This window comes from Acidiphilium sp. 34-64-41 (assembly GCF_002282635.1).
Classification (GTDB): domain Bacteria; phylum Pseudomonadota; class Alphaproteobacteria; order Acetobacterales; family Acetobacteraceae; genus Acidiphilium; species Acidiphilium rubrum.
Genome location: NZ_NCJX01000030.1, coordinates 1 through 23,401, shown reverse-complemented (window position 1 = coordinate 23,401; position 23,401 = coordinate 1). Strand labels below are relative to the sequence as shown.

Annotated in this window: 24 protein-coding genes, 1 tRNA gene and 2 pseudogenes; 10 read left to right on the top strand and 17 right to left on the bottom strand. The window is 64.9% G+C overall.

Annotated features, from left to right (window positions below; genetic code table 11):
- The 12 genes and pseudogenes from B7X49_RS08455 to B7X49_RS08400 all read right to left on the bottom strand — a co-directional run.
- Window positions 1–268: pseudogene (locus tag B7X49_RS08455) on the bottom strand (hypothetical protein); the annotation flags it as partial.
- 58 nt (window positions 269–326) lie between these two features.
- The gene (locus tag B7X49_RS08450; RefSeq protein ID WP_286704229.1) at window positions 327–596 is read right to left on the bottom strand and encodes an HU family DNA-binding protein; all 270 of its coding nucleotides are present in this window, start codon (window positions 594–596) and stop codon (window positions 327–329) included.
- A gap of 177 nt (window positions 597–773) precedes the next feature.
- The gene (locus tag B7X49_RS08445) at window positions 774–1,349 is read right to left on the bottom strand and encodes a DUF4337 domain-containing protein (protein ID WP_286704228.1); all 576 of its coding nucleotides are present in this window, start codon (window positions 1,347–1,349) and stop codon (window positions 774–776) included.
- A 25-nt stretch (window positions 1,350–1,374) separates the two neighbouring features.
- Window positions 1,375–1,450 (bottom strand) — tRNA-Phe (locus tag B7X49_RS08440).
- Window positions 1,451–1,549: 99 nt separating this feature from the next.
- The gene (gene minE / locus B7X49_RS08435) at window positions 1,550–1,810 is read right to left on the bottom strand and encodes a cell division topological specificity factor MinE (protein ID WP_029312545.1); all 261 of its coding nucleotides are present in this window, start codon (window positions 1,808–1,810) and stop codon (window positions 1,550–1,552) included.
- Window positions 1,807–2,621: pseudogene (minD, locus tag B7X49_RS08430) on the bottom strand (septum site-determining protein MinD). The gene minE and the pseudogene minD overlap by 4 nt, the downstream one beginning before the upstream one ends.
- A gap of 69 nt (window positions 2,622–2,690) precedes the next feature.
- Complete coding sequence (gene minC, locus B7X49_RS08425) at window positions 2,691–3,422, bottom strand: septum site-determining protein MinC (protein ID WP_286838977.1); 732 nt, start codon at window positions 3,420–3,422, stop codon at window positions 2,691–2,693.
- A gap of 245 nt (window positions 3,423–3,667) precedes the next feature.
- Window positions 3,668–3,865, bottom strand: a complete 198-nt coding sequence (locus tag B7X49_RS08420; protein WP_286704226.1) for a type II toxin-antitoxin system VapB family antitoxin — start codon at window positions 3,863–3,865, stop codon at window positions 3,668–3,670.
- A 152-nt stretch (window positions 3,866–4,017) separates the two neighbouring features.
- Complete coding sequence (locus B7X49_RS08415) at window positions 4,018–4,815, bottom strand: GNAT family N-acetyltransferase (RefSeq protein ID WP_286704225.1); 798 nt, start codon at window positions 4,813–4,815, stop codon at window positions 4,018–4,020.
- Between the two features lie 122 nt (window positions 4,816–4,937).
- The gene (locus tag B7X49_RS08410; protein ID WP_286704224.1) at window positions 4,938–5,630 is read right to left on the bottom strand and encodes a 2OG-Fe(II) oxygenase; all 693 of its coding nucleotides are present in this window, start codon (window positions 5,628–5,630) and stop codon (window positions 4,938–4,940) included.
- Window positions 5,627–6,688, bottom strand: coding sequence for a bifunctional DNA-binding transcriptional regulator/O6-methylguanine-DNA methyltransferase Ada (gene ada, locus B7X49_RS08405; RefSeq protein ID WP_286704223.1), 1,062 nt, complete (start codon window positions 6,686–6,688; stop codon window positions 5,627–5,629). The genes B7X49_RS08410 and ada overlap by 4 nt, the downstream gene beginning before the upstream one ends.
- A gap of 245 nt (window positions 6,689–6,933) precedes the next feature.
- Window positions 6,934–7,902 (bottom strand): Gfo/Idh/MocA family protein, encoded by a 969-nt coding sequence (locus tag B7X49_RS08400; protein ID WP_286704222.1) that lies wholly within the window; start codon window positions 7,900–7,902, stop codon window positions 6,934–6,936.
- Between the two features lie 109 nt (window positions 7,903–8,011).
- On the opposite strand from B7X49_RS08400, the gene secD reads away from it, so the two are divergent.
- The 3 genes from secD to htpG all read left to right on the top strand — a co-directional run bounded on the left by secD (window position 8,012) and on the right by htpG (window position 12,597).
- Complete coding sequence (gene secD / locus B7X49_RS08395; RefSeq protein ID WP_286704221.1) at window positions 8,012–9,592, top strand: protein translocase subunit SecD; 1,581 nt, start codon at window positions 8,012–8,014, stop codon at window positions 9,590–9,592.
- 10 nt (window positions 9,593–9,602) lie between these two features.
- Entirely contained in the window at window positions 9,603–10,577 is a 975-nt protein-coding gene (secF, locus tag B7X49_RS08390) for a protein translocase subunit SecF (protein WP_286704220.1), read from the top strand.
- 208 nt (window positions 10,578–10,785) lie between these two features.
- Window positions 10,786–12,597 (top strand): molecular chaperone HtpG, encoded by a 1,812-nt coding sequence (gene htpG, locus B7X49_RS08385; protein WP_286704219.1) that lies wholly within the window; start codon window positions 10,786–10,788, stop codon window positions 12,595–12,597.
- Window positions 12,598–12,678: 81 nt separating this feature from the next.
- Here htpG and B7X49_RS08380 read toward each other — a convergent pair whose 3' ends face one another.
- The 4 genes from B7X49_RS08380 to B7X49_RS08365 all read right to left on the bottom strand — a co-directional run bounded on the left by B7X49_RS08380 (window position 12,679) and on the right by B7X49_RS08365 (window position 15,041).
- Window positions 12,679–13,077, bottom strand: a complete 399-nt coding sequence (locus tag B7X49_RS08380) for a type II toxin-antitoxin system VapC family toxin (RefSeq protein ID WP_286704230.1) — start codon at window positions 13,075–13,077, stop codon at window positions 12,679–12,681.
- A gap of 5 nt (window positions 13,078–13,082) precedes the next feature.
- Window positions 13,083–13,325 (bottom strand): type II toxin-antitoxin system Phd/YefM family antitoxin, encoded by a 243-nt coding sequence (locus B7X49_RS08375; RefSeq protein WP_286704218.1) that lies wholly within the window; start codon window positions 13,323–13,325, stop codon window positions 13,083–13,085.
- 209 nt (window positions 13,326–13,534) lie between these two features.
- Window positions 13,535–14,533: a dipeptidase gene (locus B7X49_RS08370; protein ID WP_286704217.1), complete on the bottom strand. Its 999-nt coding sequence runs from the start codon at window positions 14,531–14,533 to the stop codon at window positions 13,535–13,537.
- Window positions 14,534–14,564: 31 nt separating this feature from the next.
- Window positions 14,565–15,041, bottom strand: a complete 477-nt coding sequence (locus tag B7X49_RS08365; protein WP_286704216.1) for a zinc-ribbon domain-containing protein — start codon at window positions 15,039–15,041, stop codon at window positions 14,565–14,567.
- Between the two features lie 251 nt (window positions 15,042–15,292).
- Here B7X49_RS08365 and B7X49_RS08360 point away from each other — a divergent pair, with 251 nt between their 5' ends.
- Genes B7X49_RS08360 through B7X49_RS08345 form a run of 4 tightly spaced genes read left to right on the top strand, consistent with a single transcriptional unit; the run spans window position 15,293 to window position 18,243 of the window.
- On the top strand, window positions 15,293–15,970 hold the full coding sequence (locus B7X49_RS08360) for a cell division ATP-binding protein FtsE (RefSeq protein WP_029312528.1): 678 nt from the start codon (window positions 15,293–15,295) through the stop codon (window positions 15,968–15,970).
- Window positions 15,963–16,880, top strand: coding sequence for an ABC transporter permease (locus B7X49_RS08355; RefSeq protein WP_286704215.1), 918 nt, complete (start codon window positions 15,963–15,965; stop codon window positions 16,878–16,880). The genes B7X49_RS08360 and B7X49_RS08355 overlap by 8 nt, the downstream gene beginning before the upstream one ends.
- Before the next feature lie 11 nt (window positions 16,881–16,891).
- The gene (locus B7X49_RS08350) at window positions 16,892–17,548 is read left to right on the top strand and encodes a YdcF family protein (RefSeq protein WP_286704214.1); all 657 of its coding nucleotides are present in this window, start codon (window positions 16,892–16,894) and stop codon (window positions 17,546–17,548) included.
- Window positions 17,548–18,243, top strand: a complete 696-nt coding sequence (locus B7X49_RS08345; RefSeq protein ID WP_286704213.1) for a 1-acyl-sn-glycerol-3-phosphate acyltransferase — start codon at window positions 17,548–17,550, stop codon at window positions 18,241–18,243. The genes B7X49_RS08350 and B7X49_RS08345 overlap by 1 nt, the downstream gene beginning before the upstream one ends.
- 143 nt (window positions 18,244–18,386) lie before the next feature.
- Here B7X49_RS08345 and B7X49_RS08340 read toward each other — a convergent pair whose 3' ends face one another.
- A complete protein-coding gene (locus B7X49_RS08340) occupies window positions 18,387–19,643 on the bottom strand; it encodes an anion transporter (protein ID WP_286704212.1) in 1,257 nt (418 codons plus the stop codon).
- Between the two features lie 104 nt (window positions 19,644–19,747).
- Here B7X49_RS08340 and B7X49_RS08335 point away from each other — a divergent pair, with 104 nt between their 5' ends.
- Genes B7X49_RS08335 through B7X49_RS08325 form a run of 3 tightly spaced genes read left to right on the top strand, consistent with a single transcriptional unit; the run spans window position 19,748 to window position 23,268 of the window.
- Complete coding sequence (locus B7X49_RS08335; protein WP_286704211.1) at window positions 19,748–20,338, top strand: DedA family protein; 591 nt, start codon at window positions 19,748–19,750, stop codon at window positions 20,336–20,338.
- Window positions 20,338–21,450, top strand: a complete 1,113-nt coding sequence (locus tag B7X49_RS08330; protein WP_286704210.1) for a D-alanine--D-alanine ligase — start codon at window positions 20,338–20,340, stop codon at window positions 21,448–21,450. Before B7X49_RS08335 ends, B7X49_RS08330 begins: the two co-directional genes overlap by 1 nt.
- A 3-nt stretch (window positions 21,451–21,453) precedes the next feature.
- Window positions 21,454–23,268, top strand: a complete 1,815-nt coding sequence (locus B7X49_RS08325; protein WP_286704209.1) for a tetratricopeptide repeat-containing sulfotransferase family protein — start codon at window positions 21,454–21,456, stop codon at window positions 23,266–23,268.
- The last annotated feature ends 133 nt before the right edge of the window (window positions 23,269–23,401 follow it).

The window sequence follows — 23,401 nt, the reverse complement described above, 5'->3', positions numbered from 1 at the left end:
CGACCGGGCGCTGCGCGCGCGGCGGGATCGGGCCGCGGTCTAACGCGGCGAGGAAGCGGACAACCAGATTGCGCAGGCGGGTCCAGATCAGGTGGACCAGGGGCGCGGGGATGTAGGCCGCGCGGCCTTTTTCGGCGATGACGGTGCAGAGCGCGTCCATCACGAAGGCGAAGCATTGGACGGTGTAGGGTGGTTGGGCTGGGGCTTCTGACACCCACAACTCATAGGCTGGGCGGGTGGGGGTGCGAAAGCGTTTTGTCAGACTCATTATCGGGGGCCGCATGACGGGTTGCGCGCGGCGACCCGTCACCTGGTGGGCGCCTGGGTCAGACCATTTTTTTCAGGGACGGCGATGCCTTGAAGCGGACGGTCTTGCCGGCTTTGACCTTGATTTCCTCGCCGGTACGCGGATTGACGCCCTTGCGGGCCTTGGTTTTGCGTACGGTGAAGGTGCCGAAGCTGGGCAGGGTGAATTTGCCGTTCTTTTTCATCTCTTTCACGATCGCTTCCATCAAATCGGTCGCCGCCCGATTTGAGGCTACACCCGTGATCTGAGCCGATTTTTGGATGACTTCCGCGAGAAACGCTTTCGACATGGTCGAAGCCTCTTTCCTGTTCTTGATCGGCCCCAGCGTGATGATGGGCGAACCGATGCCGGCGCTTCCGGCTGGTTGAAGATTCTGACGCGCCGTTCAACAACGAATCGGCAGGCCGAGATTCTTCTAGCGATTCACGGCAAGGTTGAACAGGGGTTTTGTTGTGCGAACTTCAAATTACAGCAAGGCCATCACGGCGATGCCACCGATAAAGGCCAACGCGCCGAGGCCGAGGGCGGTGAAGCCGAAGGCGACGATTTCGGTGACCACCGAGACCGAGGCGAGGACGATGGCGATCTGCAGGGCGCCGACCGCGATTTCGAGGAAATGATAGCGTTCCAACTGGTGATCGCGCGCTTCGGTCTGGCGGAGGGCTTGTTGCTTGAGTTGGGCTTTGCCTTCGCGGCCGGCGGGGTCGGAGATTTCCTTGGCGGCGTGGGCTTCGGCGGATTTGGCCATGGCGGCGATGGCTGTGTTGTTGCCGGAGGCGAGGGCTTGGAGGGTGGCGGCCTGGCTTGCCGCGATATCGGCCTTGATCGATTTGGCCTGATAGAAGGCCCAGGTGTCGGCCACGGTGATCTGTTTGGCGATATAATCGTTCTGGGCGGATTTTTCGCCCATTTCGCAGATCGCGAGGGCGGCGGCGAGGATGCCGATCAGCAGCGCCATGCGGCGAGCGTGATGCGCTTCGGGGTGTTCTTTCAGATGCTGGTGACGTTCCAGACTGTCTGTCGCGGTTTCAATCCCGTCCATGCAGCCCCACCATGTCAGAGGAAAATGGTGCCCAGGGGCGGAATCGAACCACCGACACTGCGATTTTCAGTCGCATGCTCTACCAACTGAGCTACCTGGGCCGCGCGTGAAGAGGGGTCTAGCCGATGCGGGGTTTGGCATCAAGAGCAAGGAGGGACGTGTTGCCGTTTTATGGCAGTGACACGAAAAACTCTTATGAATCAGTTTTTTAGCACGACGGCTTCGGGCATTTCGATGTCGATTTCGAGGGTGGAGATGGTGCCATCGCGGTCGAGTTTGACTTTGACCTTTTCGCGGTCGATCGCGATGTGTTTGGCGATGACCGCCAGGATCTCTTCCTGCAGGATGGCGGCGAGGTCTGATTTGCCGGACAGCGCGCGTTCGTGGGCGATCAGCAGTTGCAGGCGCTCGCGCGCCACCGGTGCGGTGCGCGTGCGGGTGAAGAACCCGAAGATGCTCATGCGACACTCCGGCCGAACAGGCGGCTCATCAGGCTCTTTTTTTCCACCGGCATGGTGACCGCGACGGTTTCGCCGAGCAGGCGGCGGCGGCTTCGGCGTAGGCGCGGGCCGGGGCGGACATGGGGTTGTGCAAGGTGACCGGCGAGCCGACGTTGGAGGCTTTGAGGACATCCTCGCTGTCGGGGATGATGCCGAGCAGGGGGATGGCGAGGATTTCCAGGACATCCTCGACTTTCAGCATTTCACCGCGCGCGGCACGGCCAGCATCGTAGCGGGTGAGGAGCAGATGCTTGTCGACGGTTTCGCCGGCTTCCGCTTTGGCGGTTTTCGAGTCGAGCAGGCCGATGATCCGGTCGGAATCGCGGACCGAGGAGACTTCGGGGTTGGTGACGACGACGGCCGTATCGGCGTGGCGCATGGCGAGCGTGGCGCCGCGCTCGATGCCGGCGGGGCTGTCGCAGACGATCCAGTCGAATTTTTCGCGCAATTCGTTGATCACGCGTTCGACGCCTTCGGGGGTCAGGGCGTCCTTGTCGCGGGTTTGCGAGGCGGGCAGCAGCGAGAGGGTTTCGACCCGCTTGTCGCGGATCAGCGCCTGGGCGAGTTTGGCGTCGCCCTGGACGACGTTGACCAGGTCGAACACGACGCGGCGTTCGGCGCCCATGATGAGGTCGAGGTTGCGCAGGCCGACGTCGAAATCGACGACGACGACGTTTTTGCCGGCCTGGGCGAGTGCGGCACCCAATGCGGCGGAGGAGGTGGTTTTGCCGACCCCGCCCTTGCCCGATGTAACGACCAGAACCTTCGACATGTATCTTCTTCCTTCATTCCTGCGCCGGAGGGCGCAAACGTCTTAGTATCACGCCGGCGGCGTGTCGTTTTATTCGAGTGCCGCGAGGCGCAGTTCCTTGTCGTCGAGCCAGACCTGGACCGGTTTGCCGTGCAGGCCGTGGCCCCAGTGGTCCGCGGTGCGGTAGAGACCATCGATCGCGAGGAGTTCGGCGGCGAGTTTGGTGCAGAAGATGCGGGCCTCGGCGCCGCCGAGCAGGCCGGCGACGGCGCGGCCGCGCAAAGTGCCGTAAATATGGATCGAGCCGCCGGCGATGATTTCGGCACCCGAGGAGACCGGGCCGATGATTGTGACATCGCCCTCTTCGAACACGATGGACTGGCCGGAGCGGACCGGGCGGGTGATCAGCAGCGAGGGGCGGCGGGCGGGTTCGGGCGGTGGCGGCTCGGGCGGGCTTGGTTCGGCGGCCTCTGGGATGTCGATGAATTTGTCTTGTTTGCCTTCGCGGCCGGGGGCGGCGAGCGTGGCGCCGAACCAGGGGGTGCCGCGCAGGGCGGCCATATCGACGCCTTCGACGCCGATAATCCGCAGGTCGCGCGCTTCGAGGGCGGCGAGGATTTGGGCGGGATCGTCATCGGTTCCGGCCATGGCGGCGAGGTTGACCACGATCGGGCGGTCGATGAAGAAACCGGCGGAGCGCGCCATTTGTTGATCGAGTGCGGTGAGCCACGCCTCGAACGGTGGTTCGGGGACCACGATCAGCGCCATGAAGGACCGGCCGCGGATTCGGATGGTTGGCAGAGGGAGTGTGGTGTTTGACACGATCAGCACGTAGCGGGCTGTGCTTCACCGCGTCAACCGGTGATTGCGAGTCGGGGCGGGGGATTTGGTGAATGCGCTTGGCGAGTCAGGCGGTTTGTCAAGGGCTCGATGTGTACGGGCGATGGCTTGGTGGGGTTGGCGACTCGGTGGCTATGCGGGCGACGGGGTGGCGAGGCCGAGGCGTTGGGCGAGGACAGCGTCGCCGGAGCGGAAATGGTCGATCCAGATCGAGGTATCGGCGAGAATCAACCGGGTTCGGACTGACGGCGGGGGATGGGGGTGAGATCGGGCATGGTGCCGCCGAGGCGGGCGAGGCGGCGGGCGCTTTCGCGTTCGATCAAGGCTTTCAGGGCTTCGCGGACGAGGGCGGATTTTTCGTGGAGGCCGGTGAAGGCTTCGGCTTTGTCGATCAAGTCGTCGTCCAAGGCGATTGTGGTGCGCATGGCGATCTCCGGTGAGGCATTTTTTTTTTGCATCGAATGATGATGCGATCAATGCCTGACGTGGTGGCGCGACGAACGTGCCGCCAGTAAGGACCAGATAAATCAGAGTTTTTTGCTTCTTTTTTTGCAAAAAAAGAAGTGCTGCCCTTGCCTCATCCTTCCCACCGAAACGCCGCATGGTGTCGTTCGCGGATTTCGAAACCGACCTGCTGATAGATTTTCGCGGCGTGGTAGGCTTCGTCCGCGACCATGACGAGGGTGGTGAGGCTGAGGGTTTCGAGGGCGTGGCGGGCGATGGTGTGGACGAGTGTGCCGCAGATGCCTTGGCGGCGGTGATCGGGGTGGGTTTCGACTTGTTGGAAGCGGCCGATGGTGCCGTCGTGGTAGAGGCCGAGGTCGGCGACCAGTTTATTGTTGAGGAATGCGCCAAACCAAGCGCCGAGGCCTTGTTCGGCCATGGCGCGGTAGCGGGTGATCTGGCGGGTTTTGAACATTCGGTAGTCGGCGGGGTCTTGTTCGACCGAGGGGGAGAGGATTTGGCATTCGATCACGGCTTGCCAGTCGGCATCGGTGGTGATCGGGCGGATTTGGATGGCGCTGTTGGTTTTTGGGGGTGGGCGGACGGATTGCGCGGTGAGGACGAGGGCGGTTTCGACGGTGTAGCCGGCGGTCGCGAAGCCTGTGGTGTCGCCTGGTGCTTCGGTGTCCCAGATGAGGGTGACGTGGCGGATTTCGGGGTTATCGCCGAATTCGCGGGCGAACAGGGCGGGCCAGGCGGTGGCGTCCTGTGGGGTGGGCGGGGTGTTGAAGATCAGGAGGTTGCCGAAGAAGAAGCCGGGGTTGGTGGGGGTGCGGATGACGAGATAGTCGGCGCGTTCGATCACTTCGCCGTCGAAGCGGTGGAACAGGAGGTCGGTTCTGATGCCAAGGGATGGATTGTTTCGTAGCATAAGTTCCTCCCAATGAGGTGTGAGGGCGCCGCCGGCACGGACCAAATCAACAAGAGTTTTTTTGCTTCTTTTTTTGAAAAAAAAGAAGTGCTTACCTTACCTTAAACCATGGACGCGGTCTGTCAGGCGGCATCGTGGAAAATGATGCCGAGGGTGGCGCGGTGGCCGGTGCGGATGGTGCTGACGCCGTGGCGGAGGATGACGCGGTGGTCGCGTTTGGTGCCCCGGATGGGGCGGGTGTTGACGGCGAAGATGACGGCGTGGCCCCTTCCGAGCGGGATGACGGCGGCGCGGGATTGCATGCGGGGGCGTTGTTCGGTGAGGATGAATTCGCCGCCTTCGAAATCGGTGCCTGGGGTGGAAAGCAGGGTGGCGACCTGGAGCGGGAAGATGTGGGGGCCGTAGATGTCCTGGTGGAGGCAATTGTAGTCGCCGGCACGGTATTGCAGCAGCAGCGGGGTGGGTTTGGTCTGGCCGGCTTGATGGCAGTTGGCGATGAAATCGGCGTGGGTGGCGGGGAAGCGGGTTTCGAGGCCGAGGCGTTCGTGCCAGCGGTTCGCGAGCGGGGCGAGGCCGGCGTAGAGGGTTTGGCGCAGGCGGGCGACCAGGGGTGGCAGGTCGTAGGCGAAGTAGCGGTATTCGCCCTCACCGTAGCCGTGGCGACCCATGATCACGTGTTTGCGAAAGCGGGAGGGGTCGGCGTAGAGCGCCTCGGTTTCGGTGCATTGGGTTTGGCTGAGCAGGGCGGGCAGGATGGCCCAGCCTTGGTGATCGAGCGTGGTGGTGATGGCGGTCCAGTCGATCGTGGGGGTCATGGTTGGGTTTCCTGTTCGAGCAGGCGGCGTTTGCGGGCGGTGCCCCAGCGGTAGCCGGAGAGTGAGCCATCGGTGCGGATAACACGGTGGCAGGGGATGGCGAGGGCGATTTTGTTGGCGGCACAGGCGCCGGCGACGGCGCGGGTGGCGGTGGGGGCGCCGATTGCGCGGGCGATGTCGGCGTAGGTGGCGGTCGCGCCGGGCGGGATGGCTCGCAGGGCGTGCCAGACGCGCTGCTGGAAGGCGGTGCCGCGAATGTCGAGCGGCAGGTCGATGCCGCGGGCGGGGGTTTCGAGTTGGGCGATGATGTCGGCGATGGTGGCCTGATAGGTGGCATCGTCACTGATGATGGTGGCGTGGGGGAAGCGGGTTTCGAGGTCGTGGCGGAGGGTGGCGGGGTCGTCGCCGAGCAGGATGGCGACGACGCCCTGGGTGCTGGAGGCGACCAGGATGGTGCCGAGGGTACAGGGGCCGAGGGCGACGCGGATGGTTTCATCGGGGGCGCCGGCGCGGTAGCGCGTGGGGGTCATACCGAGCAGGGCGGTGGATTGGGCGTAGAAGCGGGCGTTGGATTGGAAGCCGGCATCATAGATGGCGGTGGTGACCGGGGCGCCGGCGGCGAGGGCGGTGCGGATGCGCTGAGCGCGGTGCGCGGCGGCGTAGGCTTTCGGGGTGAGGCCGGTGACGGTTTTGAAACGGCGGTGGAAATGCGACGCGCTGAGGCCGGCGGTGGCGGCGAGTTGGGTGAGGCTGGGGGGTTCGGCGGCGGTTTCGATCAGGCGGCAGGCGGTTTCGATGCGGGCGATGAGGGCGGTATCGGGCGCGGCATCATCGGGTCGGCAGCGCAGGCAGGGGCGGAAGCCGGCGGCGCGGGCGGCGGATGGGGTGGTGTGGAGGGCGATGTTGGCGGGGTTGGCGCGGCGTGACGGGCAGGACGGGCGGCAATAGACGCCGGTGGTGGCGACGGAATACCAGAAAGTGCCATCGGCGGTGCGGTCACGCGCGGTGATCTGGGCGAGGCGGGGATCTTGTTCGATACGGTTGAGGTGGGTCGGCATGGTATTTGTCCTGGAGATCGGGGCGATGAGGTAGGTGAGGACAAGGAAGTCTTCTTTTTTGTGAACAAAAAAGAAGCAAAAAAAACTTTGTTAATTTGGGACTGAGCGCGTGAAAACGCCCGTGCCCCAGATTCAAAAAGTTTTTTGCTTCTTTTTTTCAAAAAAGAAGTCTTCCCTTGCCTTGCGCTCACTTAACCAGACCTGCGCCACGCTGAAACTCCGTTCCCTGCTTTCGAATCCAGATTTCAGCGGATTAGCCCGGAGGCGACGGCGCGGGCGCGGCTTGCGGTGATCGAGGCGGCGACGGCGATGGCGGCTTCGAGGGCGCGGCGGCCGGCGGCGGCGTCGACCAGGACGGGGGCACCATCGAGGCAGGCGGCGTGGAAGGCGGCGTGTTCGGCGGCGAGGGCGTCGTGGTCGTCCCAGCTTGCGGTTTCGATGCCGAACTCCTCGAAGCCGGGGAGTGCCATGCCGCGATCGCGGCCGATCAGGGTGAGTTTTTTGGCGGCGAAATCGACCGTGAGGTAGCCGGCTTCGGCGAAGATGCGCATTTTGCGTTCGGTTTTGAGGGAAATGCGGCTGGCGGTGATGGTGGCGACGCAACCATCGACGAAGTGGACGCGGGCGTTGGCGATATCGTCGTGCGCGCTGGCGACGGCGGCGCCGACGGCATCGACGCTTTCGATTTTCTGGCCGACCAGGGCGAGCACGAGATCGAGATCGTGGATCATGAGGTCGAGGATGACCGAGACATCGGTGCCGCGGGGTTTGAAGGGGGCGACGCGGACGGCTTCGATATAGAGGGGGCGGCCCATGCGGGCGGCGACGGCGCCGTGGGCGGCGGAGAAGCGTTCGAGGTGGCCGACTTGCAGGACGAGGCCGCGGGCGGTGGCGGTGGCGGCGAGTTGGTCGGCTTCATCGAGCGTGGCCGCGATGGGTTTTTCGATCAGGACGTGGCGGCCGGCGGCGAGGGCCTGCATGGCGAGGGGGAAATGGGCATCGGCCGGGGCGGCGATGATCAGGGCGTCGGCCGCTGCGATCAGGGCATCGAGCGGCATTGTGGGGCAGTTGGCTTCGGCGGCGACGAGGGCGGCGCGGGCGGCATCCGGGTCGTGCAGGCCGACCAGGACGGCGCGTTCGGCCGCCGCCGTTTTCAGGGCGTGGAACCGCCCGAAATGTCCCGCACCGATCACACCGACCTTGAGCCTGTCCACCGCAATCCTCCCGAATTGGGGCCACACTTGCACGCGCAAGCCGGCCCCGCCATACCACCCCCGCCCGCCCGACCGCTTTCGCGGCACGTTCAAGGACCCTCTGCCGACCATGCTTTATTTCACGCGCCTGAAAACCACCATGATCCTGCTGTTCTGCGCCATCGGGGTGCTGCTGGCGGTGCCGAACCTGATCAAGCGACCGCTGGCGGGGGTGCCGTGGCCGCAGATTCATCTGGGGCTCGATTTGCGGGGTGGGTCGTATCTGCTGATGCAGGTGGATATGAGTGCGGTGGTGAAGGAGCAGTTGACCGGGCTGACCGATGACGTGCGCCAGGCGCTGTTGAAGGCGGATATCGGGTATACCGATCTTGGCGCGAACATCGCGGCGAAGCGGGTGCAGTTCAATTTGTTGAAGCCATCCGATGCGGCGGCGGTGAAGCCGATATTGCAAAAGCTGATCAGCCCGGTCGAGGCGGCGGGCGGGGCGCCGGATATTGATGTGCGGATTGATCCTTCGGGGGCGGCGACGCTGACCTTGTCGCGCGCGGGGCTGATTGCCAAGCAGAGTCAGGCGATTGCGCAGTCGATCACCATTATCGGGCGGCGGATCGATGGGTCGGGCGTGGTCGATCCGCAGATTGCGCGGCAGGGTAGCGACAAGATCGTGATCCAGTTGCCGGGGGTTTCGGACCCGAACCGGATCAAGCGGTTGCTGGGCAAGACCGCGCATATGACGTTTCACATGGTGGCGCCGAACGTGAACCCCGAGACCAAGACGCCGCCGCCGGGCGTCGAGATTTTGCCGATGCTGAATGATCCGGCGCAGTCGATGGCGATCCGCTCGCGGGTGGCGGTGGATGGCGCGGATCTGACCAATGCGCAGGCCGGGCAGGACCCGCAGACCGGCGGCTGGGTGGTGAATTTTACCTTCAACGGCACGGGGGCGCGCAAGTTTGCCGAGATTACCACCAAGAACGTGGGCAAATTGTTCGCGATCGAGCTGGATCACAAAATTATCGAGGCGCCGGTGATCCAGACGCCGATCATTGGTGGTCAGGGGCAGATTACCGGTGGGTTCACCGCGCAATCGGCGACGGATCTGGCGTTGCTGCTGCGGGCGGGGGCGCTGCCGGCGCCGCTGAGCGTGGTGGAGCAGCAGAGCGTGGGGCCGGAACTGGGGGCGGACGCGATCAGGGCGGGGATTTTGTCGCTTGCCGTCGGGTTCGTGCTGGTCATTGTGTTCATGGCGAGTTTTTACGGGTTGTTCGGTTGGTTCGCGAATATCGCGCTGGTGGTGAATTTGCTGCTGCTGGTCGCTGTGCTGTCGGTGATGGGGGCGACGCTGACTTTGCCGGGCATGGCGGGGATTTTGCTGACCTTGGGCATGGCGGTGGATGCCAACGTGCTGATCAATGAAAGGGTGCGCGAGGAGGTGAAGCTGGGGCGCAAGCCGCTGGCGGCGCTCGAAGCGGGGTACAAGCGGGCGTATGGCACGATTATTGACTCCAACGTGACGACGCTGCTGGCGCATATCATGCTGTTCATTTTCGGTTCGCCGCCGGTGCGCGGGTTTGCCGTGACGATTTGCGTGGGGATTGTAACGACGCTGTTCACCTCGACCGTGCTGGTCCGGTTGATCACCGCACGGTGGTACATTGCCCGCCGCCCCGCCGCTTTGCCGGTCTTTTGAGGCTCATTCGATGAAATTCATTACCACTCCCGCGTTCCGCCTGGTGCCGGATGGCACGCGCATCCGCTTCATGAAGGGGCGGTTTATCGGGTTGATGGTGTCGGCCGTGCTGTCGACCGCGTCGATCATCTTGTTTTTTCATCCGGGGTTGAACCTGGGGCTGGATTTCAAGGGCGGCGTGGTGATTCAGGTGGCGACGCCGAGCAAGCCGGATTTCACCAAGCTGCGCAGCGGGCTGGATGCGGCGCATTTGCAGGGGGCGGCGCTGCAGGGGTTTGGCAATGGCAAGGGCGTGCTGATCAGCCTGGAATCCAAGGCCAATGCGAACGCCACCGAACAGTCGCTGACGGCGGCGGAGGGGGTGGTGAAGGCGACGATCCCGGGGGCGAATATCGAATCGACCCAGGCGATCGGGGCTTCGGTGTCGAATACGCTGTTCCAGCAGGGGTTGGTGGCGCTCGGGCTGAGCTTTCTGATGATTTTGGTCTATATCTGGTTCCGGTTCGAGTGGCAGTTCGCGGTGGGCGCGGTGGCGACGTTGATCCTGGACGTGACCAAGACGGTCGGGTTCATGGTGATCACGCAGATTCCGTTTGATCTGGTGACGATCGCGGCGATTCTGACGGTGATCGGGTATTCGACCAACGACAAGGTGGTGGTATACGACAGGATGCGGGAGAATTTGCGCAAGTATAAGACGATGCCGCTGCGCGAGTTGATCGATCTGTCGATCAACGAGACGCTGAACCGCACGTTGGGGACATCGAGCACGGTGTTTCTGGCGGCGCTGCCGCTGGCGCTGTTCGGCGGGGCTTCGCTGTCGGGGTTTGCATGGATCATGCTGTTCGGCATCGTGGTCGGCACGTCGTCGAGCATTTATATCGCGGCACCCATTCTGCTGCTGCTCGGCGAGCACCGGTTGCGGCGGGGGCCGAAGACCAATGAGGACCCGACGGTGGCGAAGGCGCAAGTGCGGGGTCGGTAAGGGAAGGTCTGCTTTTTTGTAAAAAAGCAGCAAAAAACTTTCGGTCATTGAGTCGCCGGCTTTTCAACGGTGGAAACCCAGCGAACAAAAGTTTTTTTGCTTCTTTTTTTACAAAAAAAGAAGTGCTTGCCTTCCTTAACCCAGGATTGCAACCGCGCAATCCGTGACCTATCTCAAGGCGCCGATCGTTCTTTTTGCGAGGAATATCATGAGTTCGACAACTGACACGACCCGTCCGTTCGATGCCGAAGTGGGCCGCCTGCTCGATCTGGTGGTGCATTCGTTGTACTCCGAGCGGGAGATTTTTCTGCGTGAGCTGGTGGCCAACGCGGCCGATGCGATCGATCGCCGGCGGTTTCTGGCGCTGTCCGATGAGAGCCTGGCGCTGCCGGAGGATGCCTCGATCCGCATCAGCGTCGACAAGGCGGCGCGGACGATTACGATTGCCGATGACGGGATCGGCATGACCGCCGAGGATCTGGCGAGCCATTTGGGCACGATTGCGCGATCGGGCACGCGCGCGTTTACCGAGACGCTGGCGGATGCCAAGCCGGAAGAGCGGCCCAGCCTGATCGGGCAATTCGGCGTCGGGTTTTATTCGGCGTTCATGGTGGCCGATACGGTCGAGATGATTTCGCGCCGGACCGGGACCGAGATTGCGCATAAATGGTCATCGGACGGGCGGGGCGGCTACCGGATCAGCGAGGCGACACGCGAGACGCCGGGTTCGGACGTGGTGCTGCATATCAAGGCCGATGCCGATGAATATCTGGAGCCGGCGCGGCTCGAGACGATTTTGCGGAAATGGGCCGATCATATTTCGGTGCCGATCAAAATCGAGCGGGATGGTAGTTTCCAGGCCGCCAACGAGGGCACGGCGCTGTGGCGCAAGCGGAAATCGGATGTGTCCGAGCAGGATTACACCGAGTTCTATCGCCACCTCGGTCATATGTTCGACCAGCCCTGGGCGACGATCCATTGGAGTGCGGAGGGCTCGATCGAGTTTTCCGCGTTGCTGTTCATTCCCGGCCAGTCGCCGTTTCCGGTGACCGAGGATGACCGTGAAAGCCATGTGCGGCTGCATGTGCGGCGGATGTTCATTACCGATGACGCCAAATTGCTGCCGGGCTGGCTGCGCTTCATCGAGGGCGTGGTCGATACCGAGGATCTGCCGCTGAACGTGTCGCGCGAAATGCTGCAGGCGACGCCGGTGCTCGCGCGCATTCGCAAGGCGCTGGTCAACCGGGTGATCACGGAGTTGAAGACCCGTGCCAAGGATGTCGAGGCGTATAAACCCTTCATCGAGCAGTTCGGGCCAGTGCTGAAGGAGGGGATTTACGACGACAACGATCATCGGACCGATGTGGCTGGGCTGGCGCGCTTCCGCTCGACGCATGGCGATGAGCTGACCTCGCTCGATGACTACGTGGCGCGGATGCCTGAAGGGCAGAAGGATATTTATTACATCACCGGCGAGGATGCCGAGCGTATCCGCACCTCGCCGCAGATCGAAGGGCTGCGCGCCAAAGGGTTCGAGGTGCTGCTGCTGTCCGACCAGATCGATTTTTTCTGGCCCGAACGGCTCGCGACCTATGCCGAGAAAAAACTGGTCCACGCCGGTGCGGCAAACGACGTGTTCGAAACCGCCGCACTACCCGAGGCGATGACCGCGCTGGCCGCCGCGCTGAAATCCGCGCTGAGCGAGCAGGTGTCGGACGTGGTTGCATCATCTCGGCTGACCGATAGCCCCGCCGCCCTCGCCGCCGGCGGCGGGCAGCCCGACCTTGCGCTGCAACGGTTGATGCGCCGGGCCGGTCGGCAGAGCTACGCGCCGAAACCGGCGCTGGAACTCAACCCGGCGCACAAGCTGATCGAGAGCCTGATGCCGCGCGCCGATGCGGGTGAGGATATGGGGGATTGGGCGGCGTTGCTGCTCGACCTCGCGCGCATTCAGGACGGTGAGGCGCCGATCGACCCGGCACGGTTCGCGCGGCTGGTGGCGGAGAAGGTTGCGGGTTGAGGGTAGTGGGGAAGCAAGGCCAGGGGGCTCTGCCTCCGCCTTGCTTCCTCAAGGGCACGCTTGACCGCGATGTGGCCGCGATCAGACGAGGATGATCCGCTCGGACGTGGCTGCTGCGCGGAGGGCTTTGTCGGCGCTTGCGAGTGGCAGGCGTAGGCGCACGGCAAGTTCGAGGTAGCAGGCGTCGTAGGCGGTCAAGCCATGTTTGGCTGCGAGTGCGGCGGTTTCGGTCCAGATTCGGGGGGCGGTGTCGCCATCGATCGTGATCGGCAGGGATTTCAGCAGGCTGATGAGGTGATCGAGCAGGTTGCGGTCGATCCGGCCGCGCCGGTGTGCGGTGAGCAGGCCGTTGAGGGCTTCGATCGGCCAGAGTTGTGGGACCGTGGCACCGGATTCGGTCAGGCGATCGAGGATGGCCATGATCGGTTTGGTTTGTTCATCGGCGAAGCACCAGGCGAGGGCGACCGAGTTGTCGAGCACGAAGCTCAACGGCGACCTTCGGCGATGAGGTCTGCGATTGAAATGCCGTCGAGCGTTGCGGCGTGACTGGCCTCGATCAGGGCGTCGGCGGTTCGGCGCGCGGCCTCGCGATTGAAGCCGGCGGTGGCCGGTACCAGGCGCGCGATGGGTTTGCCGCGCCGGGTGATGGTGATTTCGGCGCCGGTTTCAACTTCATCGAGCAGGGCGGTGAGGCGGTTTTTTGCGTCGAATACGCCTACGGAGATCATTGGATTGTCCTGTCTAGCTATCTGGCTAGATTACATGATGAAGGTGGGTGATGCAACGAAAAGAGGGGGCGTTTTCCGTCTTGTGAAAAAAAGCAGCAAGGAGGCGCAGTAGGTTGCCGGCGAAGGCTAAACCACCCATGGCCCAGACTCAAAAAAGTTTTTTGCTGCTTTTTTACAAAAAAGCAGTGCTTGCCTTCCCCTGCCCTGCCCTACACCCTGACCTCTTCGGCAATCCGCAGCACCCGCAGGAAATTGCCGCCCCAGATTTTTGCGAGGGCGGGTTCATTGTAGCCGCGTTTGATCAGTTCTTCGGTAAGGCTGGGGGTCTGGCCGGCGTGCATGTAGCCGGCGACGCCGCCGCCGCCGTCGAAATCGGTGCCGATGCCGACGTGGTCGATGCCGATGCGTTGGGCGACGTAGTCGACGTGGTCGGCAATGGCGGCGACGCCGATATCGGAGGGTTTGGCGCTGCGTTTGAGGAAGGCGGAGACCATGGTGATCTGGATCAGTCCGCCGGTGTCGCGCAGGGCGGCGAGTTGTTCATCATCGAGGTTGCGCGGGTGATCGCACAGGGTGCGCACGCAGGAATGGGTGGCGACGATGGGGGTGCGCGACAAAGCGACCGCCTGCATCATGCTGGATTTTGAGGCGTGGCTGACATCGATCAGGATGCCGAGGTCGTTCATGCGGGCGATGGCGGCGCGGCCGAGGGCGGAGAGGCCGCCGTGTTCGGTGGGGGCGTCGCCGAGGTCGGCGCGGGGGATGGCGGCGTCGGCCAAGGCGTTGTGGCCGTTGTGGGTCAGCGTCATGTAACGGACGCCGCGGGCGGCGAAATCATCGAGCACGGCGAGATCGCCGCCGAGGGCGGTGCCGTTTTCGACCGCGGGGATGACGGCGAACTGGCCGGCGCGGTGCGCGGCCTCGACCGCGGCGGCGGTGTGGGTGGGGACGGCGCCTTCGGCGCGGCCCATGGCGGCGATGGTATCGAGCATGGCGAGGGCGCGGGTGCGGGCTTCGGTATTGCCGGCATCGTCGCGCTTGCCCTGGGGCACGTAGGCCGCGAAGCAGACGGCGCCGACGCCGCCGCGCCTGACCTTCGGCAGATCGACGCAGCGCGGGCCATCGGCGGTGAAATCGGGGCCGTTCGGCCAGGGGATGTCGACGTGGGTATCGAGAATCAGGAGTCGGTCGTGCAGTTCATGTGCCATGCGCAACCCTCGCTGGTGCGGGGGCTTGTGGTCAAGTGGGGGGTGCGGACAGGCCGATGGCGTCGAACAGGCGCTGGGAGGGTGGCCAGGCGCGGCTGATCGGGCCGTGCAGGGCGAGGACGAGGACGATCAGGGCGATCAGGAGGAGGATCGAGCCGATCCACAGGGTGCGGGCGCTGGGGGATTGGGTTGGTGGTGCGGGGGTTGGCCTTGGTGACTTCGGTTCGAAGGGTGTTTCGAGTCGTGCCGGTTGACCGGGTTCGGGTGCTGGCGGTTCGAGTTCCGGCGACGGGGCGGATTCGGCTTCGATCGATTGGATGGGTTTGAATTCGAATTCGTCGTTGGAGTCCGGCGATGGGATGGGGTCGACGTCGGGTTCGGCCGGGGGCGGTGGTTCGGCCTGCCACTCGGTGCCGCATTTGGCGCAGCGGACGCGCATGGGCAGGCGGGCCTGCGCCTCGGGCGGCAATTCGTACTGCGCAGCGCAATCCGGGCAGGTTATTCGCATGGTGGAGCGAATGACATTTTCGTTGGTCGGGTGCAACCTGGGCGGCGTGCAAGGGAGGGAGGAAGGTCTTCTTTTTTGTGAACAAAAAAGAAGCAAAAAAAACTTTGTTAATCTGGGCCCGTGCTGGTGGAAACGCCCATGCCCCAGGGTTAGAAAGTTTTTTGCTTCTTTTTTACAAAAAAGAAGCCTTCCCTCCCCTCGCCTAACGGACGCTTGCCCTATGGTGCGGTATCGCGGCATGGAAGCGGGGCATGATTCGTTTTACCCATGTCGGGCTGACCTATCACCGCGCCGGTGCGGCCGGTGGTGATGCTGTCGCGCTCGATGACATCGATTTCGACATTCCCGACGGCGGGTTTCGCTGGCTGACCGGGCCATCCGGCGCGGGCAAGACCAGCCTGCTCAAGCTGATGTATCTGGCGGCGCGGCCGTCATCCGGGCGGATCGATCTGCTGGATACCGATACCTTGCGGCTGGACCGGCGCGGCACGGCGTTGCTGCGGCGGCGGATTGGCGTGGTGTATCAGGATTTCCGGCTGCTGCGGCATTTGTCGGCCTATGACAACGTGGCGCTGCCGCTGCGCCTGGCCCGGCGCAAGGAGGTGCAGGTGCGCGCCGATGTGACGGAGCTGCTGCGCTGGGTCGGGCTGGCGGGGCGGCTGGATCATCGGCCGGAGGAATTATCGGGCGGCGAGCAGCAGCGGGTGGCGATTGCGCGCGCGGTGATCGCGCGGCCATCGCTGCTGCTGGCGGATGAGCCGACCGGGAATTTGGATGACGATCAGGCGGAGCGGCTGATGCATCTGATCCGGTCGCTGAACCGGATGGGAACGACGATCATTGTTGCGACGCATAACATGGGGCTGGTGGCGCGGCATCCGGCGCCGGTGCTCGAACTGGTCGATGGCAGGTTGGTGCGGCATGGCTAAGCGGCATGCCTCGCGCGCCGATCGGATCGGGTTGCGCGCCGCGATGGCGGATCGGCTGCTGCCGTTCATGGTGGCGGCGATGAGTTTTCTGGCGGCGCTGGCGCTGGCGGGGAGCATTGCGGCGGGGGCGCTGGCCTCGCACTGGTTGAGCGGCGCGCAAGGGCTGATGACGGTGGAGGTGCCGACGCCGAGCCAGCCGGTGGCGGCGAACGGGCCGTTGCGCCAGGACGCGGTGCTGACGCTGTTGCAGGCGACCAAGGGGTTGAGCGATGCGCATCTGCTGTCCGGCACGGAACTGGCGGCGCTGTTGAAACCGTGGCTCGGCGCGGCGGCGGCGGATGGGACGCTGCCGATCGCGCTGCCGGCGGTGATCGTGGTGAAGGCCGATGCGCAGGCGCCGGACGCGACGGTGCTGGGGCCGAAGCTGGCGAGCGTGGCACCGGGCACGATCGTCGATTCCGGGGCGCGCTGGGCGGATCGGCTGGCGGCGCTGACCACCAGCCTGCGGGCGTCGGCGGCAGCCGTGTTGCTGATCGTGGCACTGGTCGCGGCCTCGGTGGTGGCGGTGGCGGTAAGGGCCGGGCTGTCGCAGCGGCGCGAGGCGATCGAGATTATTCATGGGCTGGGGGCGCTCGATTCCGACATCGCCAATCAATTCGCGCTCAGGGCGATGCGGCTGGCGGCGACCGGCGGGCTGCTCGGCGGGGTCGTGGCGGTGCCGGTGCTGGCGTGGCTGGCGCTGCTGTCATCCAGTTTTGTGGCGAGCGCGCCGGCGGAACGGCTTGATCTGGTGACGGCGCTGCCGCCGCTGCTGTGGGGTGCGCCGGTGATGTTCACGCTGGCGACCGCCCTGATCGGCTGGCTGGCGGCGCAGATCACGGTGCGGGGCTGGCTGAAGCGGCTCGCATGAGGCATCGGAACATGCCGCCATCGATGGGGTTGGGGCGCGGCGTCAAGCCGCTGCGCCAGCGCCGGCGTGGGCCGTGGCTGCGGCGGTTGTTCGGGCTCGTGCTGATCGCGGGCCTAGTCTGGCTGATCGGGTTCGGCTGGTTTCTGGCGCTGGTGGCGGGGGAGCAGCCGCGCACGCCGATGCCGCATGCGGGTGGGATTGTGGTTTTGACCGGCGGACCGGACCGGGTGAAGGCGGGGCTGGAGTTGCTGATGGCGGGGGCGGCGCCGCGGCTGCTGATTTCGGGTGCGGGGGTGGGGACCTATCTGGGTGATTTCACGCCGCGCGACGGGATCAACGCGGCTGCCAAGGCGGCGGCGATCAGCCTGGGGCATCGGGCGGCGACGACGCGGGGCAATGCGCGCGAGGCGGCGGCGTGGGTGCGGCGGCATGGCATCGGGTCGTTGATCGTGGTGACGGCGGATTATCATATGCCGCGCGCGCTGCTGGAGTTGCGGCGCCAGATGCCGGCGGTGCGGCTGCTGGCCGAGCCGGTGCGGCCGCCGGCCATGGTGCATCTGGACCGATGGCGCTCGCTGCGGCTGCTGGCCGCGGAGTTTACCAAATATGTGCTGGTGCGGTTCCGGCTTGGCGGGTTCGCGGCGCATCATATCGAGGCGCATCTGTAATGTTTCTGGTCGGCTCGTTGCTGTTTCATGGGTTCATCGTCGTCTCGGCGGTGACGGCGGGGCTGTATGCGCTGGTGCTGCGGCGGGTGGCGCCGGCGCGGCTGCTGCCGTTCGGCCAGGCTTGGGCGCGGCTGGCGCTATGGGTGCTGCGGGTGGTGTGCGGCATCAAATTCGAGGTGACCGGGCTGGAAAACCTGCCGGTGGGCGGGGTTATTCTGGCGGCACAGCACCAATCCGCGTTCGATACGCTGGTGTGGTTCACGCTGCTCGATCGGCCCTCGTACGTGATGAAGCAGGAATTGCGCGCGATGCCGATCGTGGGCGGGCTGCTGGAGCCGGCCGGGCAGATCGCGATCGACCGGGCGGGCGGGGCGACGGCGTTGCGCGCCTTGATCGAGCAGGTGCGCGCGGCCGGGGCGGCGGGGCGGCAGGTGATCATTTTTCCCGAAGGCACGCGGGTGGCGCCGGGGGCTGAGGTGGCGTTGCAGCCGGGGATCGTGGCGATTGCGCGGGCGACCGGGTTGCCGGTGGTGCCGGTCGCGACGGATTCCGGGCGGTACTGGGCGCGCGATGCGATCCGCAAGCGGCCGGGCACGATCCGGATCAAGCTGTTTCCCGCACTGCCGGCCGGGCTCGATCGGGCGGCGATGCTGGCAGCGCTGCATGAGGCGTTTTATCGGCGTGGCGTTTCGTGAGCGCGCGCCTGTGGATAAGCCTGGGGACGAGTGTGGAAAACGCCTGAGTCGTGAGATAAATCGATTTTGGTAAATTATTGAAATCATTATTGTTTTTGAATAGATTTCGGTGGATAACCGGGGTTGCCGGGCGTTGTGGATTGTCAGTCGATGAAGACCATCCAGAGCGTGCCGAGGATCAGGCTGATCAGGGTGATCGGCACGCCGGCGCGCAGGAAATCGGTGAAGCCGAGGGTGATGCCGCGGGATTTGGCGCGTTCGGCGACGATCAGGTTGGCAACCGAGCCGAGCAGGGTGAGATTGCCGGCGAAGGTTGCGGCCATGGCGACCATCAGCCAGGCGCGGTGCGGGTTGGGCAGGGCCGCGATGAAGGGTTTCAGCACCAGCACGGCGGGGACGTTGCTGACGATGTTCGACAGGATCGCGGTGAGCGGCACCAGCACGGCCGGGCGACCGGGGTGCAGGGCCGCAATGTGGTGCACGATGGCGGGCGTGATCACCGCGCGCTGCATGCCGGCGACCACGATGAACAGGCCGACGAACATCAGCAGGAGCGACCAGTCGACCTCGGCGATCAGGGGTGCGCCTTTCAGGCCGGGCGTGAGCAGCATGAGGGCGGCGGCGATCAGCGCGGCTTCGGCGGGGGCCACGCCGGCGAGGCAGGCGATGACGAAGACGGCGAGCATCAGGATGGCCTTGATCATCAGGCGAAGGTGGATGGCTGCGGTTTTTTCCGGTTTCCGGTCCTGCGGCGCGGCCGGTTCGGCCGGGCGCAGTCGGCCGCGCCACAGCAGGGCGACGGTGGCAAACACCAGGATCAGGCCGAGGGCGGCGATCGGCGCGAGGGTGGCGGCGAAGTGGGCGTAGCTGATGCCGGAGAGGCTGCCGATGATGATGTTCTGCGGATTGCCGGTGATGGTGGCGACCGAACCGATGTTCGACGCGGCGGCGAGGGCAATGAGGTAGGGCATGGGGGCGACGCCGGCGGCGAGCACAATTTCGAGCACCAGCGGGGTGAGCACGACGCAGATCGTGTCGTTGACCAGCACCGCCGAGAGGATGCCGGAGACGGCGACGACGGCGGCGAGCAGGGCGAGCGGGTGTTTGGCGCGTTTGAGGGCAGTGCGCGTGACCAGCGCGAAGAAACCGGCGCGGCGGAGGCTGGCGGCCAGGATCATCATGCCGAGCAGCAGGGCGATGGTGTTGAAATCGACCGCAGCGATCGCCTGTTTGAAGCTGAGACCGCCGCAGCCGATCATGAGCGCGCCGCCGACGAAGGCGATGCCGGTACGGTCGAGCCGAAAGCCGGGCAGCCGGCCCAGGGCGACGCCGAGATAGGTCAGGACGAAGATCACGATGGCGAGTGCATGGATGATCGCGGGCGGCAGGAGCGTGGTCATTGCCGTGCTGTGACATGAGGTCGCACGGGGCCGCAACGTCTGGAATCCGGGCCTGATGCGGTCCACATTGGTAAACGCGGCGGTTTCGCCTATGTGATAGTCGCATGTGGTTAACCGATTTCAGCACGCTTCTCGGCTCGGCGGCCGGCAGCCCGCCGCTCGAGATCACGACGATCATTCTCGGCACCTTCATTCTGGAGGATGCCGCGACGCTGCTCGCCGCGATGCAGGTGGCCTCCGGCGCGGTGGCGCTGCCGCTCGCACTCGGCTCGCTGTATGCTGGAATCGTGCTGGGCGATCTGGGTTTGTACGGGTTGGGTCGGCTTTCGGCCAAGCACCCGTGGGCGCAGCGGATGGTGCCCAAACGCCGGCGCGACCTGGGGCGGGACTGGGTGAGCCAGCGGGTGATCCCGCTCGTGCTGGTCAGCCGGTTCGTGCCGGGATTGCGGCTGCCGACCTACACCACCTGCGGGTTTCTCAAGGCGCCGTTCCTGACCTTCGCCGCAGCCGCGATCATGGCGACTCTGGCGTGGACCAGCCTGTTGTTCTTTATCAGCCTGAAACTCGGCGCGCTGATGCTGCACTACCTCGGCCCGTATCGCTGGGTCGGGCTTGCCGTGCTCGTGCTTCTTCTCATAGTGGTTGGACGGATCATCGCCCGGTGGCAATCGGACAAGATCGGAAAGGATGGTTGATGAGCGATATTTCGCCCGCATCACGGCTTGAAGGCGCGGTTGCGCGTCGCGGCGGCGCCAAGGCCGTCTCGTTTTTCGAGTTCTGGCCGGGATTCGTGTTTTATGCGCCGGTGGTGGTGTTCTGGATTTTCCAGGCGCTGCGCCACCGCAGCCTGACGCTGCCGGCGCTGACCAACCCGCGGATCGAGGCGGGCGGCATCTGCGGCGAGTCGAAAAACGATATTCTCGACCTGGCCGGGCCCGAGGCGCGGCGCTGGATTTCGCCCTATGTCGGCATCACCACCCAGGCGCACGCCGGGCCGGCCGATCTCATCATGGCCGAAGCGGCGATGGCGGAAGCGGGCTTGTCCTACCCGGTGGTGGCCAAGCCGGACATGAGTTGCAACGGTTGCGGCGTGCGGCTGGTCGAGACCAGCGCGGCGCTCGGCCGCTATTTGGCCGCGTTTCCGCGCGCGACTCGGTTGCAGTTGCAGGCGCTCGCGACCGATGAGGGCGAGGCGGGGATTTTTTACATCCGCGAGCCGGGCGCGGCCAAGGGGCGGATCACCTCGGTCACGCTGAAATACGCACCGATCGTGACCGGAGATGGACGGTCGCGGATTCGCGACCTGATCGCCGCCGATGACCGGCTCAACGCCGTCTCTCACCTGCTGCTCGAAAAACTGGGTGCGGAGGCGGCGCGGGTGCCGGCGATGGGTGAGCGGGTGCGGCTGGTGTTCGTCGGCAATCACTGCCGCGGCTCGACCTTCAAGGACGGCCGCCACCTGATCACGCCGGAACTGACCGCGCGGATCGATGCGATTGCGCGGGATATTCCGGAGTTTCACTTCGGCCGGTTCGACCTGCGCTTCGCCTCGACCAATGCGCTGCGGCGTGGCGAGGGGTTCAGCATCATCGAGGTCAACGGCGCGGGATCTGAAGCGACGCATATCTGGGACCCCGAGACCAGCATCATCGAAGCCTATCGGACGCAGTTTTTTCATTACGGCGCGGCGTTCCGGATCGGGGCGGTGCTGCGCGCGCAAGGGGTCAAGCGCTACGGCGCGTGGCGGCTGCTGCGGGCGTGGCAGCGGCAGAAGGCGCTGATGGCGCTGTATCCCAGCAACGACTGAACAATGGACCCGACCCCCTGCCCGTGCGGTTCCGGCCTGCGGCGGCTGCGTTGCTGCGCGCTTGATCTTGCGACGCTGAGCCCGCCGGCGGCGACGGCACCGGTGCGGCCGTTGCTGGAACAGGCGGAGGCCGCGCTCGCGGAGCGTGACAACGCGCGCGCCGAAGCCGCATTGCTCGCCGCCCTGGAACTCGCACCGGGGCGCGAGGATGCATTGTTCAGCCTGCACCGGCTGCTGCGCCAGGACGGCAAGATCGGCGCCGCCGAGGCGATTCTGCGCCGCATGGTCGCGGTCAACCCGAATAATTTCGCACCGACCAATGAACTCACGCTGATGCTGCTCGCGCGCGGCGCGCTGGCCGAGGCCGAGGTCCACGCGCGCAACGCCGTGCGGATCGCGCCGCGCAGCGCCCAGGCGCATAATCTGATGGGCCTGGTGATGACCGAGGCCAATCGCGCGCTGATCGGCGAATATCACTATCGCGAGGTGCTGCGCCTGCTCGAGCGCGACGACGCCGTGACGCTCGCCAACCTCGCCTGGAACCTCAAGACGCAAGGACGGATCGAGGAAGCGCGGCAATTATACACGACTTCGGTGGCGGCCAACCCCGGCGTATTGCAATCGGTGCTCGGCTGGGCGCGTACCGAGGAAGCCGACCGGAAATTCGATCGCGCGCTCGAACTCGTCGAACAGGCCGAGGCGATCGCGCCCGGCAATCAGGCGGTGGCGCTGACAAGGGCGACGATCCTGGCGCGCAAAGGTGCCACCGAGGATGCGCTGACGCGGCTCGACCGGCTGGGTGAAGGCAGCACCCTCGGACCCGCCGAACTATCGGAAAAAGGCCGGCTGCTCGACCGGCTGGGCCGTTACGACGAGGCGTTCGCCGCCTATCAGGCCGGCAAGACGCGCGCCCTGGAACTCGGCGCGCGGCGCTACATGGAGGAGACGGCACAGGATATCGCGGCAGGGCTGCGCGGGTTTTTCACCGAACGGCGGCTCGCCACACTGCCCCGCGCCACCACGCGCACCGACATGCCGCAGCCGATCTTCATCGTCGGCTTTCCGCGCTCAGGCACCACGCTGATCGAACAGACCCTGTCGGTGCACAACCGCATCGCCGCCGGCGACGAGCTACCCTATATCAACGATGCCACGCATCTGGTGCAAAGGCTGTTCGCCAGCCCCCTCACCTACCCCGATGCGCTCTGCGAATTATGGATGGGCGATCAACGCGAAGGACTCGACCTGCTGCGCGATCACTACCTCGCCCGGGTGCGCCAAGCCGGCATTCTGCGTGAGGGCGCCGCCTGGTTCACCGATAAAATGCCGCTGAACGAAACCCACCTCGGCCTGATCCACCTGATGTTTCCCGCCGCACCGATCATCCACCTGCTGCGCCACCCGCTCGACGTGGTGCTCTCGGTCTATTCCAACCACCTCACCCACGGCTTGTTCTGCGCCGCCGAATTGGAAACCACCGCGAAACACTACGCCCTCACCGCCGACCTGATCGCACACTACCGGGCCAATATCCCCGCCCTGCGCTACCACGCCGTGCGCTACGAAGACGTGGTCGATCATCAGGAACAGGAAATTCGCGGCCTGCTCGACTTCATCGGTGAAGACTTCGACCCCGCCTGCCTGCAATTCGAGAAAAACCAGCGCTACGCCCGCACCGCCAGCTACGCCCAAGTGACCGAAAAACTCTACGACCGGTCCCGCTTCCGCCACCGGCACTACCGAACCCAACTCGAACCCGTCATGCCCATCCTGGCCCCAATCATCGAACGCCTGGGCTACCGCGTTGAACCCGGCTGAGGCCGACGGCGGGGGCGTCGGGGCTTGGGTAAGTAAGGCCAGGGGCTCTGCCCCTGGACCCCGTTAAAGGCGGAGCCTTTAAAATCCATTAGTTTTAGGCAAGGGGAGGGCGACCCAGGCCAGATCGACGGAA

Bases quoted from the DNA above. Each gene is read 5' to 3' on its own strand.
- B7X49_RS08450 (WP_286704229.1), bottom strand. From the start codon at position 596: ATGTCGAAAGCGTTTCTCGCGGAAGTCATCCAAAAATCGGCTCAGATC.
- B7X49_RS08445 (WP_286704228.1), bottom strand. From the start codon at position 1,349: ATGGACGGGATTGAAACCGCGACAGACAGTCTGGAACGTCACCAGCAT.
- minE (WP_029312545.1), bottom strand. From the start codon at position 1,810: ATGAGCATCTTCGGGTTCTTCACCCGCACGCGCACCGCACCGGTGGCG.
- B7X49_RS08420 (WP_286704226.1), bottom strand. From the start codon at position 3,865: ATGCGCACCACAATCGCCTTGGACGACGACTTGATCGACAAAGCCGAA.
- B7X49_RS08415 (WP_286704225.1), bottom strand. From the start codon at position 4,815: ATGCTACGAAACAATCCATCCCTTGGCATCAGAACCGACCTCCTGTTC.
- B7X49_RS08410 (WP_286704224.1), bottom strand. From the start codon at position 5,630: ATGACCCCCACGATCGACTGGACCGCCATCACCACCACGCTCGATCAC.
- ada (WP_286704223.1), bottom strand. From the start codon at position 6,688: ATGCCGACCCACCTCAACCGTATCGAACAAGATCCCCGCCTCGCCCAG.
- secD (WP_286704221.1), top strand. From the start codon at position 8,012: ATGCTTTATTTCACGCGCCTGAAAACCACCATGATCCTGCTGTTCTGC.
- secF (WP_286704220.1), top strand. From the start codon at position 9,603: ATGAAATTCATTACCACTCCCGCGTTCCGCCTGGTGCCGGATGGCACG.
- htpG (WP_286704219.1), top strand. From the start codon at position 10,786: ATGAGTTCGACAACTGACACGACCCGTCCGTTCGATGCCGAAGTGGGC.
- B7X49_RS08375 (WP_286704218.1), bottom strand. From the start codon at position 13,325: ATGATCTCCGTAGGCGTATTCGACGCAAAAAACCGCCTCACCGCCCTG.
- B7X49_RS08370 (WP_286704217.1), bottom strand. From the start codon at position 14,533: ATGGCACATGAACTGCACGACCGACTCCTGATTCTCGATACCCACGTC.
- B7X49_RS08365 (WP_286704216.1), bottom strand. From the start codon at position 15,041: ATGCGAATAACCTGCCCGGATTGCGCTGCGCAGTACGAATTGCCGCCC.
- B7X49_RS08360 (WP_029312528.1), top strand. From the start codon at position 15,293: ATGATTCGTTTTACCCATGTCGGGCTGACCTATCACCGCGCCGGTGCG.
- B7X49_RS08355 (WP_286704215.1), top strand. From the start codon at position 15,963: ATGGCTAAGCGGCATGCCTCGCGCGCCGATCGGATCGGGTTGCGCGCC.
- B7X49_RS08350 (WP_286704214.1), top strand. From the start codon at position 16,892: ATGCCGCCATCGATGGGGTTGGGGCGCGGCGTCAAGCCGCTGCGCCAG.
- B7X49_RS08345 (WP_286704213.1), top strand. From the start codon at position 17,548: ATGTTTCTGGTCGGCTCGTTGCTGTTTCATGGGTTCATCGTCGTCTCG.
- B7X49_RS08340 (WP_286704212.1), bottom strand. From the start codon at position 19,643: ATGACCACGCTCCTGCCGCCCGCGATCATCCATGCACTCGCCATCGTG.
- B7X49_RS08335 (WP_286704211.1), top strand. From the start codon at position 19,748: ATGTGGTTAACCGATTTCAGCACGCTTCTCGGCTCGGCGGCCGGCAGC.
- B7X49_RS08330 (WP_286704210.1), top strand. From the start codon at position 20,338: ATGAGCGATATTTCGCCCGCATCACGGCTTGAAGGCGCGGTTGCGCGT.
- B7X49_RS08325 (WP_286704209.1), top strand. From the start codon at position 21,454: ATGGACCCGACCCCCTGCCCGTGCGGTTCCGGCCTGCGGCGGCTGCGT.